This is a genomic window from Acidimicrobiales bacterium (assembly GCA_041394265.1).
GTDB lineage: Bacteria > Actinomycetota > Acidimicrobiia > Acidimicrobiales > SZUA-35 > JBBQUN01.
This window is the reverse complement of the sequence record JAWKIO010000005.1, coordinates 2388119-2402993: the sequence shown is the minus strand read 5'-3', so window position 1 is coordinate 2402993 and position 14875 is coordinate 2388119. Positions and strand designations below refer to the sequence as shown.

General features: G+C 66.4%; 19 protein-coding genes. 8 read left to right on the top strand and 11 right to left on the bottom strand.

All coding sequences use genetic code 11. The features are described 5' to 3' along the window. Position 1: 1 nt before the first annotated feature. From lysS to R2733_11785, 11 genes are all read right to left on the bottom strand, one after another. Complete coding sequence (gene lysS, locus R2733_11835; GenBank protein ID MEZ5377188.1) at positions 2–1486, bottom strand: lysine--tRNA ligase; 1485 nt, start codon at positions 1484–1486, stop codon at positions 2–4. A 5-nt stretch (positions 1487–1491) separates the two neighbouring features. Continuing rightward, entirely contained in the window at positions 1492–2370 is an 879-nt protein-coding gene (gene nadC, locus R2733_11830) for a carboxylating nicotinate-nucleotide diphosphorylase (GenBank protein ID MEZ5377187.1), read from the bottom strand. 33 nt (positions 2371–2403) lie between these two features. Next, positions 2404–3996, bottom strand: a complete 1593-nt coding sequence (nadB, locus tag R2733_11825) for an L-aspartate oxidase (protein MEZ5377186.1) — start codon at positions 3994–3996, stop codon at positions 2404–2406. A 78-nt stretch (positions 3997–4074) separates the two neighbouring features. Beyond that, positions 4075–4524, bottom strand: coding sequence for a 2-amino-4-hydroxy-6-hydroxymethyldihydropteridine diphosphokinase (gene folK, locus R2733_11820; protein ID MEZ5377185.1), 450 nt, complete (start codon positions 4522–4524; stop codon positions 4075–4077). Beyond that, entirely contained in the window at positions 4524–4895 is a 372-nt protein-coding gene (gene folB, locus R2733_11815) for a dihydroneopterin aldolase (protein ID MEZ5377184.1), read from the bottom strand. Before folB ends, folK begins: the two co-directional genes overlap by 1 nt. After that, on the bottom strand, positions 4888–5403 hold the full coding sequence (locus tag R2733_11810; GenBank protein MEZ5377183.1) for a hypothetical protein: 516 nt from the start codon (positions 5401–5403) through the stop codon (positions 4888–4890). Before R2733_11810 ends, folB begins: the two co-directional genes overlap by 8 nt. After that, the gene (gene folP / locus R2733_11805) at positions 5390–6211 is read right to left on the bottom strand and encodes a dihydropteroate synthase (GenBank protein ID MEZ5377182.1); all 822 of its coding nucleotides are present in this window, start codon (positions 6209–6211) and stop codon (positions 5390–5392) included. The genes R2733_11810 and folP overlap by 14 nt, the downstream gene beginning before the upstream one ends. Positions 6212–6218: 7 nt before the next feature. Further along, positions 6219–7190 (bottom strand): tRNA lysidine(34) synthetase TilS, encoded by a 972-nt coding sequence (gene tilS / locus R2733_11800; GenBank protein MEZ5377181.1) that lies wholly within the window; start codon positions 7188–7190, stop codon positions 6219–6221. Next, positions 7150–8262: a zinc-dependent metalloprotease gene (locus R2733_11795; GenBank protein ID MEZ5377180.1), complete on the bottom strand. Its 1113-nt coding sequence runs from the start codon at positions 8260–8262 to the stop codon at positions 7150–7152. Before R2733_11795 ends, tilS begins: the two co-directional genes overlap by 41 nt. A 181-nt stretch (positions 8263–8443) precedes the next feature. Beyond that, on the bottom strand, positions 8444–8752 hold the full coding sequence (gene rsrA / locus R2733_11790) for a mycothiol system anti-sigma-R factor (GenBank protein MEZ5377179.1): 309 nt from the start codon (positions 8750–8752) through the stop codon (positions 8444–8446). 3 nt (positions 8753–8755) lie between these two features. After that, positions 8756–9319 carry a sigma-70 family RNA polymerase sigma factor gene (locus R2733_11785; GenBank protein ID MEZ5377178.1) on the bottom strand — a complete coding sequence of 188 codons (564 nt, stop codon included), beginning with the start codon at positions 9317–9319 and terminating at the stop codon, positions 8756–8758. Between the two features lie 345 nt (positions 9320–9664). On the opposite strand from R2733_11785, the gene R2733_11780 reads away from it, so the two are divergent. From R2733_11780 to R2733_11745, 8 genes are all read left to right on the top strand, one after another. Continuing rightward, positions 9665–9856 (top strand): ribbon-helix-helix domain-containing protein, encoded by a 192-nt coding sequence (locus R2733_11780; protein MEZ5377177.1) that lies wholly within the window; start codon positions 9665–9667, stop codon positions 9854–9856. Positions 9857–10217: 361 nt separating this feature from the next. Then, the gene (locus tag R2733_11775; protein MEZ5377176.1) at positions 10218–10568 is read left to right on the top strand and encodes a hypothetical protein; all 351 of its coding nucleotides are present in this window, start codon (positions 10218–10220) and stop codon (positions 10566–10568) included. Next, on the top strand, positions 10565–11680 hold the full coding sequence (locus R2733_11770) for an AAA family ATPase (GenBank protein MEZ5377175.1): 1116 nt from the start codon (positions 10565–10567) through the stop codon (positions 11678–11680). Before R2733_11775 ends, R2733_11770 begins: the two co-directional genes overlap by 4 nt. Positions 11681–11889: 209 nt before the next feature. Continuing rightward, the gene (locus tag R2733_11765) at positions 11890–12114 is read left to right on the top strand and encodes a hypothetical protein (GenBank protein MEZ5377174.1); all 225 of its coding nucleotides are present in this window, start codon (positions 11890–11892) and stop codon (positions 12112–12114) included. Between the two features lie 99 nt (positions 12115–12213). After that, complete coding sequence (locus tag R2733_11760; protein ID MEZ5377173.1) at positions 12214–12777, top strand: helix-turn-helix domain-containing protein; 564 nt, start codon at positions 12214–12216, stop codon at positions 12775–12777. 1 nt (position 12778) lies between these two features. Then, the gene (gene terL / locus R2733_11755) at positions 12779–14278 is read left to right on the top strand and encodes a phage terminase large subunit (GenBank protein MEZ5377172.1); all 1500 of its coding nucleotides are present in this window, start codon (positions 12779–12781) and stop codon (positions 14276–14278) included. Between the two features lie 117 nt (positions 14279–14395). Next, entirely contained in the window at positions 14396–14683 is a 288-nt protein-coding gene (locus R2733_11750) for a hypothetical protein (GenBank protein MEZ5377171.1), read from the top strand. Next, positions 14680–14868: a hypothetical protein gene (locus R2733_11745; GenBank protein MEZ5377170.1), complete on the top strand. Its 189-nt coding sequence runs from the start codon at positions 14680–14682 to the stop codon at positions 14866–14868. Before R2733_11750 ends, R2733_11745 begins: the two co-directional genes overlap by 4 nt. The last annotated feature ends 7 nt before the right edge of the window (positions 14869–14875 follow it).

The window sequence follows — 14875 nt, the reverse complement described above, 5'->3', positions numbered from 1 at the left end:
TTTAGAACTGTTCGGGGCGCAGCGTGGGGAAGAGGACGACGTCGCGGATGGTGTGCACGTCGGCGAGCAACATGACCAGGCGGTCGATGCCGATGCCGAGACCGCCCGTGGGCGGGAGCCCGTATTCCATGGCTCGCAGGTAGTCCTCGTCGACCACCATCGCTTCTTCGTCGCCCTCGGCCTTGAGCTGCGCCTGGTCTTCGAAACGAGCACGCTGCTCGACCGGATCGATCAATTCGGAGAAGGCGTTGCACAGCTCACGACCGGCCACGATGGCCTCGAACCGCTCGGTCATACCCGGCACACTGCGATGGTCGCGCGACAGCGGTGAGACTTCCTTCGGGTAGTCGGTGACGAACACCGGGCCCCAGAGCTGCGACTCGGTGGTCTTCTCGTAGATCTCGAGCAGGAGCTTGCCCGCCCCGTAGGAGTCCTTGACCTCGACACCGAGTCCCTTGGCGGTGGTCCGCAGCTCGTCGAGGTCGGTGTCGAGCGACAGCGCCAGCCCGGTGTGTTCCTCGATCAGCTCGATCATGGTGGCGCGTCGCCACGGTGTGGCGAGGTCGAGCTCGCGATCGCCGTAGGTCAGCGAGGTGGTGCCGCGCAGCTCGATCGCCAGATGCGCGACCAGCTCCTCGGTCAACTCCATGATGTCGGCGTAGTCGGCGTAGGCCTGATACAGCTCGAGCATCGTGAATTCGGGGTTGTGGCGGGTGCTCATCCCCTCGTTGCGGAAGACGCGGCCGATCTCGAAGACGCGCTCGAAGCCGCCGGCGATGAGGCGCTTGAGGTAGAGCTCGGGGGCGATTCGCAGGTAGAGATCGGCGTCGAGCGCGTTGTGGTGCGTCGTGAACGGCGTGGCCAGCGCACCACCGGGGATGGGGTGCAGCATGGGGGTCTCGACCTCGGCGAACCCGCGGTCCTCGAGCCAGCGCCGGATCAACGACAGGGCCCGGGAGCGCAGCACGAAGACCTCACGACTCTCGGGCGTGACCCACAGGTCGACGTAGCGTTGGCGATACCGGGTGTCGGGATCGGAGATGCCATGGAACTTGTCCGGGAACGGGCGAGCGGCGGGCGCCAGCATCACCCACGACTCGACCTTGATCGAAAGCTCACCCTTGCGGGTCTTCATGACTTCGCCGGTCACACCGATCCAGTCTCCGAGGCTCAACTCGGTGAATGCAGCGAAGTCCGGGGTGACCTTGGACGGAGCGAACAACTGGATCCGGCCACCGCTGTCCTGCAAGGTGCCGAACGCAAGCTTGCCTTGCACCCGCCGCAGCATGAGACGGCCGGCAATGGTTGCCTGCACACCGGTCTCGGCGCCGTCGTCGATGTCGCCGTACTCGGCACGCAACGCATCGGAGGTGGTGGTCGGAGCGAACTGGTACGGGATCGTGAGCGACGCCGCTGGTTCGGCCGCCACGTCGATCATCGATGCATCGGAGGTGGTCGCTTCATTGGTCTGGTCAGGTGTGGTCACGATGTTCAGGCTCGGTCAGGAACGACATCGAGTCCGATGTCGAGCACGGTGGACGAATTGGTGAGCGCGCCCGACGACAACAGGTCGACGTGCGAGTCGGCATAGGCATCGAGGGTGTCGAAGGTGATCCCTCCGGAGGCCTCGAGCAGCGGCCGCTTCCGCCCGGGCTGTTCGGCGGCCCAGGTATCGGTGGCGGCAACGAGATCACGGAGCTCGGCAGGCGTGAAGTTGTCGAGCAGGATGATGTCGGCACCGGCCCCGAGGGCTTCGAACATCAGCTCGCGGGTGTCGGCCTCGACGTGGATCGTGCGGCCCGGCCAGCGCAGGCGCGCCAGCGCGACGGCGTCGGCGATGGTGGTGCCGAACAGATGGTTGTCCTTCAGCATCAGCCAGTCGGAGAGATTGCCACGGTGGTTCGACGCTCCACCGGCCCGTACCGCCGCCTTCTGCAGGGAGCGATAACCCGGCAAGGTCTTGCGGGTGTCCCACACGATCACGCGCCCGTTGGCGACTTCGACCCAACGGGCTGCTCCGGTGGCGATCCCGGAGAGGTGGCTCAAGAAGTTGAGCGCGGTGCGTTCGGCGGTGAGAAGGGTGTTGAACGGGCCGCGAGCGGTACCGATGAGATCGCCGGCTTCGACGGCGTCGCCGTCGGTCTTGACCCACTCGATGCTGAGTCGGGGGTCGAGCGCGGCGAAGGTCTCCTCGACGCACAGACAACCGGCGATCACACCCTTGGCTCGTGATCGGAACTCGGCGGTTGCGGTCAGCGAGGGATCGATCAGCGACGACGTCAGGTCGCCGAACGGCGTGAGGTCTTCGGCAAGTGCTCGTTCGACGAGGAACCGGACGTCGTGGCGTGGTGGATGCAGGTCAGGGCGCACACCCAACAGGCTAGGGGCCGCCCACCCGAAGACCTAGACGATTTCGTTCGGGTCGGCGGTACGCACGAGCTGACGGACCAGCCACTCGTCTCGGGTTTCGGGGAAGTCCTCGCGGGTGTGGGCGCCGCGACTTTCCTCGCGAGCCGCCGCAGCGGCCACCACTCCACGACCGAGGGTGACCAGGTTCCGCACCTCGGCCCACTCCGTGCCGGGGTCGTCGGCTGGGACTTCCTTCGCCAGCGCGTCGAGCCGGGCGGCGGTGGTGGCCAGGCTCTCGGCGGTGCGGACCACCCCGGCACCGCGGGTCATCGATGTCTGCACGTCGAAGCGGACATCGGCAGCCGCCCGACCGAGGCTGCCACCGAACTCGACGGGCGACAGGGGTGCGAGCGGACGGCCACCTACCCGATCGGCCTCGGGCGTGAGCACGCTCCGCATGGCACCGGTCGCCTCGGCGACGGTCTTGCCACCGGCGATCGCGTCGACGGCGCGAGGCGCGAACACCATGCCTTCGAGCAACGAGTTGGAGGCGAGCCGATTGGCGCCGTGCACCCCGCTGCATGCCACTTCGCCCGCACCCCAGAGTCCGGGTATCGACGTGGCGCCGTCGAGGTCGGTGACGAGCCCGCCGCAGGTGTAGTGAGCGGCCGGGGCGATGGGCAGCAGGTCGACGGCCGGATCGAGTCCGGCCTCTTCCAACGAGGCCATGATGGTCGGGAACCGGATGTCGAACTGGTCGAGCTCGCGAGCGTCGAGGAAGAGATGGTCGACGTCCTGCTCGAGCATCCGCTTCATCATGGCTCGAGAGACCACGTCGCGGGGCTGGAGTTCGTCGACGAACCGTTCACCGTTGGTGTCGCGCAGCAGCGCCCCATGCCCGCGAAGCGCCTCGGACAACAGTGGACGAGGCATCGACGGATGGTGCAGCGCCGTCGGATGGAACTGGACGAACTCGACATCGGCCAGGGCCGCACCGGCCGCCAGGCTCATGGCGATCCCGTCGCCCGTCGCCTCGACCGGGTTGGTGGTCACGGCGAACAGCTGGCCGGCCCCGCCGGCGGCGAGCAACACGTTGCGGGCAAGGATCTCGGTGACCTCGCCCGACTCGGCGACGTAGGACACCCCGACGCAACGGCCGTTCTCGATCAGCAGGGTCTCGGCGAAGGCGTGTTCGACAAGCGCAGCCGCCGTGTCGTGCACAGCGATCACGAGCGCACGCTCGATCTCGGCACCGGTGGCGGCACCCTTGGAATGCAAGATCCGGGGCATCGTGTGCCCGCCCTCGCGGGCGAGCTTGAATGCGCCGTCGGCCTCGGTGTCGAACATCGCACCCATGGCGATCAGCTCGTTGACCCTGGCCGGGCCTTCGTCGACCAGAACTCGAACGGCGTCGAGGTCGCAGAGGCCGGCGCCGGCGGAGAGCGTGTCGGCCAGGTGGAGATCGGTCGAGTCGGCGTCGGCGCCGAGCACGGCGGCGACACCACCCTGGGCCCAGCGCGTGGTGGCCTGGTGGAGTTGGCTCTTGGTGATGACGCCAACGCTGAGACGATGGGCGCTGGCGGCGCGCACCGCAGCCGAGAGCCCGGCGACTCCGCTTCCGACGACGAGCAGATCGAGTTCTGGCATCGTGACGTTCTAGCGCCGAAACGACTCGACCACAGCGTCGAGGGTCGAATCGGCTCCGGCGGCACCGTCACCTTGGTGTCAGAGTGGACCCACCCGGGTGACCTCGCCATACGCCTTCGCCCGGTCGTAGTGCGGATGCTCGAAGGACGGGTCCAGATCGAGAAGTGGATCCATCACGAAGTTGCGTTCGTGCATCCGGGGATGCGGCACGGTGAGCTCGGGGCCACCGACACGAACCCCGTCGATCCACAGCACGTCGACGTCAAGCGTGCGGGGACCCCACCGGACCACCCGTTCACGCCCAGCGGCCCGTTCGAGTCGACGGCAGGTCTCGAGCAACTCGTGCGGCAGCTGTCGGGTGTCGAGCTGGACGACGATGTTCAGGTAGGCGCCCTGTTCCGGCCCCCCAACGGGCGCCGATTCGTACAGCGGCGACACCGCGACCAGGTCGGGGAGGTCGGCCACCGCTGCCCGGAGGTAGCCGAGACGGTCACCGAGATTGCTCCCGAGACCGAGGAACGCCCGCATCAGCGACTGCGGCGGAGGCGCACACCGGTGGTGTCGATGTGCTGCGGGACGGGAGGACGGAGCTTGCGAGCCACGACGGTGACGGCGTCGACCCGAGGGTGTTCCAGGACGATCTCGGCGACCCGGGTGGCCATCCGTTCGAGCAACATGAAGCGCTCGACGTGGAGGACGTCGGCGAGCTGATTGCTGAGCGCGCCGTAGTCGACCGTGGTGTCGAGGTCGTCGGTCGTACCGGCTTCGCGCATGTCGAGTTCGATGTCGAGGTCGAACTCGAACGGCTGGCGCCGTGCCTGCTCCTCGGGGAGGACCCCACAGAACACCAAGAGCTCGAGCCCGCGGACCTCGATCACGTCGGGCGGCTGCTCACTCACCCTTCACCTTCTTCGCCTCGACAGCAGCGGCGGCCAGCTCGCGTCCGACCGGGCCCATCTGACGTTCGAGGATGCGCTCGATCACGATGATCGCCTTCGAGGTCTCCGGCACCATGTTCGACCATTGGAGGTAGCCGGCCATGAGACCGGCCAGCCGATCGCCGACCTCTTCGGTGTGCAGCAGCAGTTTCGACCCGTTGGCCAACAACGCCGACAGCTGGGGAAAGATCTGCGACATCGCGATCTCGGGATCGACGCTCGGGGTGAGCGGCCAATGCTTCCACGGCAAGCCCAGCTCGTCGTAGCTGTGGAGGTTGTGCGACGACGGGATCAGCGAGATCACGAAGGAGAAGTTGTGCTCCCGGATCCAGATGATCTCCTCCTGGCGGCGCACGCGTCGGTGGTTCGTGCCGTAGCCACCCGGTCGTTCACAGACGGCCAGTTGGTCGGCGATGATCCAACGAAAATGTCGCGGCTCGATGCCCTGAGCCCACCTACCCTTCGCCATCAGGTCCCTTCCACTTCGGATCGGCGGCAACGACGGTTGCGGCCTGCCATGCGGCCTTCACATCATGCACACGGATCATGCTGGCCCCGAGAAGCATGGCATAGGTTGCGGTGGCAACCGATCCCTCGAGGCGGTCGCCGGCCGGAACCGGCACATCGGCGCCATCCGACCGGGCCAGGATGGCCCCCAACATGCTCTTGCGGCTCAGGCCGACGGCCACCGGCCAACCCGTGTCGACGAGGCTGGCGAGACCGGCGAGCAGCGCCATGTTGTGCGCCTCGCTCTTGCCGAAACCGAAGCCGGGGTCGATCCAGATGTTCGCAACGCCGGCTCGACGCCCGGCCTCGGCCCGCTCCACCAGGAACTCACGCACCTCGGCCACGACATTGGCGTAGTGGGGGCGGTGCTGCATGTCGGCCGGTTGCCCCTGCATGTGCATTGCGATCCAGCCGGCGCCGGTCTCGGCCGCCACGTCGTGGAGCGAGGCCGACACGTCGTTGATGATCTCGGCACCGGCACTCACCGCTGGTCGGGCGACCTCGACACGCCGGGTATCGATCGAGATCCGGGCGTCCGGCCGCCGTGCCCGAAGCGCCTCGATGACCGGGATGACCCGCTCGAGCTCGGTGTCGATCGACACGGCGTCGGCGCCGGGACGGGTCGACTCGCCTCCGATGTCGATGATGTCGGCCCCTTCGCCGAGCATCTCGAGGGCTCGTTCGACGGCGCGCTCGACCGACGAGAACTGCCCGCCATCGCTGAACGAGTCAGGCGTGACGTTGAGAATGCCGAGGACCAGTGGGCGCATGCGGGGGTCAGGCTACCGAACCGTCACCGGACTCGGGAACGTCGTCTCGGCGCACGTCCTCCGGCTCCTCGAGCGCAAGCCTCGCACGGGATCGCACCACTCGACGCCCACCGGCCAACTCACAAGCACGGACACGATGCTCGACCACGTCCCATACCCGCTCGAGTTCGGCCGTCGACGGCGGGTGGCCTTCGGCGGTCCGCAGCCAGGCACGAAGCGCGGCCCGAGCGGCAACCGGCGAGGCCGAGCGCAGGGCGGCCGTGCTCGTGACGTCGACCTCGTCGGCGAGGGCGGCCACCCCCTCGACCAGAGCTCGCGTGTGGGTCGCCGTGCGCACGAGGAGCGGCACCAGATCCCGGCCGGCGATCTCGTCGAACAACGGCAGCAGCTCGTGCCGGATGCGATTGCGGACGAATCGTGGGTCGCGGTTGCTCGGATCGTCGAACGGCTCGACGCCGAGTTCGGCGCAGAGCTGCTGGGTCTCGTGGCGACGCAACGCCAGTATCGGGTGACGTCCACCGGGCACCATCGCTGCGAGTCCTTCGGGACCGGCACCTCGGGCGAGGTTGATGAGGATCGTCTCGGCCTGGTCGTCGGCGGTGTGGCCGAGCAAAGCGCCCGACCCGAGCGCGGCGTGACGCACTGCACGTGCTCGCGCTTCGAGATTCGGGCCGGCGTCGACGGCCACCGAGACCGACCGGAACCCGGCACCAACCAACCGGCTCACGGATTCGACGAGGTCGGCTTCGCTCTCGGATCCGTGGCGGAGCCCGTGGTCCACGTGCACCGCCGTCACCTCGAGCTCCGCCGCAACGGCGAGGATCAGCAGGGCGAGAGAGTCCGCACCACCCGAGACGCCACAGACGACGGCCGAGCCGGCCGCGGGGAAGTCACAGCGAGCGAGCAGGTCGATGACCACCTGCCGCCGGCGCAGGTCGTCAGGCGCCGGACACACCGGCGGGCGGACCGATCTCGCCAACCCGGCTGACCCAGGCTGCCGGTGTCCGGATCTCGTCGATGGTCGGCAGGTTCTCGGCCTTCTCCCACACCTGGTCGAACAGCTCGCGGCCGCCGGCCGCCTCGACGGCTTCGATGAACGACTCGCCCTCGGCGTACTGGGCGAGCTTCGCCTCGAAGCCGAGCAGCTTCTGCATCATCTTGGAGAGGCCCGATGCGTTCTTGCGGCGCTGGCTCATCACCCGGGCGAACCGGGGCTGACTCGGGATACGCCCCGACCCCGCACGGTCCATGGTCTTGTCGCCATGGCCTTCGAGCAGGCTCATCAAACCGGTGAGCCGATCGAGGATGACCTTCTGTTCGGGGCTCGCCAACAGCTGCGACAGTCCGGCGTCGAGTCCGGAATCCTTCCCCGCCCGCTTGTTGGCGGCAACCTGCTTCGCCGCGTCGAGCAGCCTCGCCGGGTCAGGGTCGACGGCGTCGAGCAGCGCCTCGACCTGAGCCAGGAAGTACGGACGGAGCCAGGGCACCGCCGTGAACTGGGCTCGGTGCGTGCACTCGTGGATGGCGATCCACAGACGGAACTCCTCGGGTGGGAACCCGTAGCGCTCCTCGAGCATCGTCACGTTCGGTCCGACGTAGTAGACCCAGTCTTGGTCTTCGGGCCGCTCGTCTTCGATGATCAACAGGTCGTACTGGCCGATGACCCGGCCCGACATCCATCCGAGCATTGCCCCGAGCTCGGCGCCCGCGACGCGAGGGCCGACGGCGTCGGACACCGGCTGGAGCAGGCGGCCGAGCGGGCCCGGTTCGTCGTCTTCGTCGTCGAACTTGCCGAGCAACGGTCGGGCCAATCGATCGAAGCTGGCGAGGTTGGCGTCGACCCACCCCATCCGGCCGGTGACACGCGCCTTGGCCGACCCGGCCAGGGACACCAGCCCGGTTTCGTCCGCGACGAGTTCCTCGGCCTGCGAGGTGAGCCGGAGCAGATCGGGCTCGAGTTCGGATTGCAGCGCCGCGACCTCATCGGACTGCTCGCGCGCGATCTTGTTGGCAACGCTGCGGGCAACGCCCCAGTCGACCGAGGCGTCCACTACGGCTTTCTCGGGTACCTCGGGTTCTCCACGTTCTTGAAGTAACCCACGATCACTCCGAGCACAGTGAACAACGCGCCGACCGAAAGGAAGAACCCGATCCACCAATGCCATACAACAGCCAACATGGCCGAGAGTGTACGTGGTCACTCACCAATCAGCGAGTCATCGTCGGGCGGTGTCAGCCCGACGGCGGGTCGAGATCGCCGGCAGCGAGCTCGGCCAACGACACCCGAATCCGTTGCCGCAGCTCCTCGGGCACCTCACACTGGCAGCGTTGCGAGATCACGTGCTTCAGTTCGGCGTGGAACTCGTAGGCGTCGAAACAACCGGCACAGGAGTCGAGATGACCGGCGATCAACGCCCGCCGCTCCTCGGTGAGCGCGCCGTCGAGGAAGGTGTGGAGCTCGGCGGCGGCGTCTCGACAGTCGCCGGGGTTGTCGAAACCGGCACACGGTGATGGTTCTGGTGGCACTGATGGTTCAGTCATCGGTCATCCGGGCTCACTGGCAAGGCCACGGGCAGCGGCATAGGTGTACAACTCGCGCTGGAGCGCTTTTCTTCCGCGGTGCAGACGGCTCATGACCGTGCCGATCGGGATGTCGAGGATCTCGGCGATCTCCTTGTAGGCAAAGCCCTCGACATCGGCCAGGAGCACGGCCATCCGATAGTTCTCAGGGAGCGCCTCGACGGCGGCCACGACCTCGGCTTCGGAGAACAGGTCCATCAGTTCGTCCTCGGCGCTGCGGCCGTGACTGGTGGGTCCGTTCAGCCGGCGGTAGAGGTACATGTCGTCGAGATCGTCGAGCTCGGTCTCGTCGGGGCGCCGCTGTTTCGACCGGTACCGGTTGATGTGCGCGTTGGTCATGATCCGGAACAGCCACGCCCGAAGGTTCGTGCCCTCGGAGAAGGAGCCGTAGGATCGATACGCCCGCAGGTAGGTGTCTTGCACCAGGTCTTCGGCATCTTGCTTGTTCCCGGTCATCCGCATGGCGGTCGAGAACAACGAGCCCATGAATGGCTCCGCGTCGGCCACGAACGTGGCCTGATCAGCCACGTTCCCACCGAGTACGGAACGGAGCCACAGCTCCCACAGGTGGCCTGATCATCGGAGCCCGGAACGAGAGTTGAACTCGTGACCTACGCTTTACGAGGGGGATCTTCGCCGGCATATCGTATGCCGTAGAGGTGTCCCACCAGGTCACACGTCCGCAGCCCATCACTCTGCGTGGCGAGATTGACCACATTCGAGGGCACACCGATCGGTATGGCACACCCTGTGCCCGGCGCGGTTTCCGCATGCTGCAGGGTGCCACCCCGTGGCCTCAAATCGGTCTGCCGTTTTGGCATTCAACATGACCTAACGGTGTACCACGAGGCCAGGGGGACTAGGCTGGACGACATGAAGGCACGAAAGCGAACGAGGGGCGGGCCGACACCGATCCGCCTACAGGTGATGCTCGATCCGGCCCTGGCCAAGGAACTCGACGACCTGACCGAGGAACGGTTCCACGCGAATCGCTCGATGGCAATCACTGAGGCGGTCCGTCGCCTCCTCGCGGACGAGCAGACGTCCGCCAGCAAGGCCGCCTAGTCCGGCAACGCGGTTCCACCCCACCGCGCCATCCCGCCGCCACTCCCGCCCGCCGAAGCAGGTGTGTCCGGCCCTACGCCAAGCATCCGAACGCGAAAAGACCCGCCAGAACTCTCAGTGAGAGTGCCGAACCGGCGGGCCTTCGCTGACCACAGGGGTCCCAAACAATGAAGCCCAGTATACCGCATCGGTATCAGATTCCACCGGATGCCCAAGAAATATGGGCATCCCGCATTGGCTCGATCACCAGCCAGTTCACCGGATTGTGCACTCGATGCGCCACCTATCGCCGCCACCCTGAAGGCGACCTCTGCCTCGGTTGCGCTGAGATCGGCGCTGGCGATGTCTGGTCGGGTGCAGCATGAGCGCCGCAGCAGATCAAACGCATGACCCGTTCGACGACCTCGACGCACTGCCCGCGGTCGACGGGAACCGCCCGCTGCGGATCGTTCCGCCGTCACCGTCAGTCGAGGACGTCGTCGCCGGCGTCACCGACTTCCCGGCGTTCGCGGAGTCGCAGCTCGCCGGCGGCACGGTCGTACTCGTCGGCGACCTACGCGACCTGATCGTGCGCGCCGCCACCATGCGGCCTGACGATGTGCTCGCCGAGCTCGACCGCATCGCCAGGTACTGGCGCACTACCGCTGCACTCGCAGCAGCGGCCGCCGAACGGATCGGCGATCAGCCATGGCCCGACGAGGCGGCGTCGTGAGCGCCGGATACGACGACCGGGGCAAGGTCCTCCAGCTTCCCGATCACACCGACGTGAAGGAAGCCGCCCACTTCGACATGATCCAGGCGAAGATGATGTCGATCACCGACGTCTTCGCAATCCAGCCGCCGGGCCAGCTGGTCGACGGCTGGATCGACTCCGGCATGATCTGCTCGATCGTCAGCCAGTACGGCGCACTCAAGTCGTTCGTCGTCCTCAGCCTCGGACTCTCCGTCGTCACCGGAGCACCATGGCTCGGCCAACCGATCCGCCAAACCGGGCCGGTGGTCTACGCCGCGCTCGAAGGACTCTCGTCGCAGGCTGAACGGATCCGCGGCTGGATGGAACACAACGGGTTCTGCGCCGAGGAGCTTGACGACTTCAAGGTCTGGCCCGAGAACTTCGACCTCGGCGACGAGGCGCACATCGCTGCGATGGAGGCCTGGCTGGCCGTCGTGAAACCCAAGCTCGTCATCATCGACACGTTGTCCAAGGCGACACCAGGGGTCGATGAGAACTCGAAGGCCGAGATGTCGTCGGTGTACTGGACGCTCGCCCGGCTGCGCAACGCCTGTGACGGCACGATCCTGATCGTCCACCACACCGGACACAACGCACGCGACCGGGGCCGAGGGTCGTCGATGCTCGAGGCTGACATCGACATCGTGCTCGCGATCAAGGGTCAATGGAAGGACGGCAAGCCACTCACGCTCACGTCGGAGAAGCAGAAGGCGAGGGAGAACCCGAAGCCGCTGTACATCGAGCTCATCAAGACCCGCAGTGGATATCCGGTCGTCGTCGAGACAACCGCCGCCCCAGACGTCGAGGCCCGCCGTGACGATGTTGCCGAGCTGATCCTCGCCAAACTGCAGCGCTATCCCTTCGAAATCTGCCGGTCCCACCTGTACAAGGACTCGAATCACCACGGGCACATCCGGGGCACGGCGGCGCGCATCAACGAGGTGGTCGACGCATTGCTCGCAGACGGCACCCTCCACACGGTGACGGTCCCGAGGGCTGGCACGCGGTCTCTGCAAGCGCTCGTCACAGCCGCCCAGTACATCGAGTTCTCAGCTCGAAATAGTTCGGTGGGTGAGTTCGGTGGCCCCTAAGAGAAAACCACCCACCCACCGAACTCCAGAGAGAGGTCTACGACCTCCTCTCTGGAGAACTGGTAGCGGTCGGTGGAGTTCGGTGGTTTGGCCAAAACCACCGAACTATGTCCAGCTGACCAGCACAAACAGACCGTTCCGTGCACTTCAGTGGTTTCACAAAACCACTGAAGTGCGCTCCGACTGACACCCAGACACAGAGGATCCAGATGACACGCCGAACCAACACCAGCCGCACCACCATCCGCCAAGCCGTCAACCCGACACTCCGACTCCTCGGCTGCACCTGCCAGCAACCCCACCAACGCACCGTCCGCACACCGCACAACACCGCCGGCGTCCACCACGTCGTCATCGAACACGACGACAACTGCCCGGTCATCGCCCGAGGCAACCAAACCACCTGGTCGGTCCTCGGCGGACAGCACCGCTGACGACTGTCCACCGTCCCCGACCGTCCCTCGGGGACGCCGGGGACACACCCACCGCCGCCGCCACCCCAACGCAGCACCCGCCGACGAAGGAACCCCACGGTGGCACAGAAGAGAACACGCAAGAACGCCAGCCCCGAAGAACTCGCCGAAGCACAACAACGCTACGAAGCCGGAGAGCCCGCCGCCGCCATCGGCCGAGCATGCGGACGCAACCGATCCACCATCAACACCTGGGCCAGAGAACACGGATGGCAAAGGCCGAACGGATTCGACGCCACCACCACCGACGCAGCCCGCGCCGTCCGAGACGCACTCGACCTCGACCGATGGAACGACGCAGCCAACCGGACGGCCACCAACGTCGACCAGCTCATCGAACGCATCACCGAAGCCATCCAAGCCAGAGACCACATCGCCGCCAACGCATGGTCCAAAGCCCTCGCCACCAACCTCGACAAGGTCTTCGACCTCACCGACCGCATCGCCTCCAAAGGCCAAACGATCAACCCGGCAACCGCCACCCCCGAACAGATCCTCCAATCCGCAGAGGCCCTCGTGAGATCACTCGCACCACTCGACGAACACACCCCCGACGAAACCGACGACGATGTCGACCCATCAGTCGAGGCACCTTCGCAGATCGATCGGAAGGGAGCGATCTGAGATGGAGATGACGTTGGAGGATGCGCAGCTCGTGGTGCTCCGCTGGCTGGAGGCGACACCGCCTCAGCGTCGTGTCGCCCGGCATGGGCTGAAGGTGGCGTTGGAGCTCATCGCTGAGCACGATCTGGTGAAGGCGGCCGAACTGATCGAGCTGTGCCGTCTCGCTGTCGAGAAGCCGCTGTGGCGGAAGACGGCGCGACCCGACCAGTTGGCGCCCGGTGAGGCCGGGTCGGTGGACACCCGGACCGATTGGGACACGTGGTTGGTGATCGCCGGTCGCGGGTGGGGCAAGTCGGAGTGTTCCGCTCAGTGGGCAGCGTCGAAACTCATAGGGGGGAATATCCGCCTGGCGTTGGTGGCCGCCACGTTCGCCGCCGGCCGAGACGACATGGCCGAAGGAAGCTCGGGTCTGCTCCGCTGCCTGCCACCGTCGATCCTCATCGACGGCTCGCTCGAACGGTCGTGGAACCGCTCGCAGGGACAACTCAAGCTGGCCAACGGGTCCCATGCCCGGATCTTCTCGTCGGAGAAGCCGGGCTTGCTTCGTGGCCCTCAGCATCATTACGCCTGGGTCGACGAGTTGGCGAAGTTCAAAGACGCGAACGTGCCGACGACGGAAGACAGCACGTGGTCGAACCTGATGATGACGATGCGTCTCGGCCCTCACCCGCAAGTCGTCGTGTCGACCACGCCTCGGCCGTGCATGGTGCTCACCGGGACCCGTGACAAGCCCGAGATCGGGCTCATGCACGCTCAGAACACGATCGTCACGCACGGCACCACGTACGAGAACATGGAGAACCTGCCGGAGACGTTCCAGCGTCGCCTCCTCGCCTACGAGGGCACACGCCTGGGTCGGCAGGAGCTGTACGCCGAGATCCTCGACGACGTCGAGGGCGCCCTGTGGACATCACACCTGATCGAGTCGGCCCGTATCAGCCGGGGCTGGATTGACGAGTTCCATGGTGGGCTGACACGGATCGTGGTCGGTGTCGACCCGTCGGTCGGGATGGGCGAGGAGCACAATGATGAATGCGGCATCGTCGTTGCGGGCCGGTCTCGGGACGGGCACGGGTTTGTGCTCGACGACCGCTCGGGGCACATGTCGCCCGAGAAGTGGGCGCGCACCGCCGTGCGGGCCTTCCACGAGCACGAGGCCGACCTGATCGTCGCCGAGAAGAACAACGGCGGGCAGCTCGTCGGCGAGATGATCCGCATCACCGACAACCGGGTGCCGGTCAAGCTCGTCACCTCCAAGCGGGCGAAGTACACCCGTGCCGAGCCGGTGGCCGCCCTCTACGAGCAAGGCCTGATCCATCACGTCGGGATCTTTCCTGAGCTCGAGGACGAGATGACGTCGTATGTCCCGAACGACAAGAAGCAGGACAGTCCCGATCATTTGGACAGCTTGGTCTTCGCCGTCTCCGCTCTCTTCGATCTGAACGGCCGTGAGCAGCCGATGACGCACTCGGTGCGCTCCAACGCGGCGGTCAGGCGATGAGCCGGCGCCCACCGCCCGGGCAGGCCGAGATGTTCCCGACGACCGAACCACCGCCTGAACCCAGCCGCAAGAAACCGGCCGACGAGACGCCGGTCGACCACGAGAAGGAGACCACCGATGCCGACAGATGACCTCGCTCAGATCCCGATCCTGCTCCCCGACGGCACCACCAAGCCGCTCGGCGAGTGCACCGCCGACGAGCTGGCCGCTGCGCAGGAGTACGCCAAGCGGACCAAGCCGCTGCTCGATGCCTACACGGCGAAGCTCGACGAACTCACCGCACACGTGACCGCCACCGGTCGCCAGCCGACCAGGGAGCAGCAGGCCGAACTGGCCGAGCTCGAACTCCAGCTCGCCGACGATCCCCGATTCCTCGCCATCCACAAACTGAAGGGCCTTGCATGACCACTCCGCCAACGACCACGTTCAACCTGTCCACGACGAGCAAGCCGGGAGCGACACGGGAAGACCTGACACGGATCGAGTACGCCATCTCGTTGGTCCACCCGGTGCTGGAGAACATGATCTCGGACTACGGGCTGCCCGCTGACGTCGAGCTCATCGTGGAGCGGAAGCACACCACGCCATAGGTGTCGG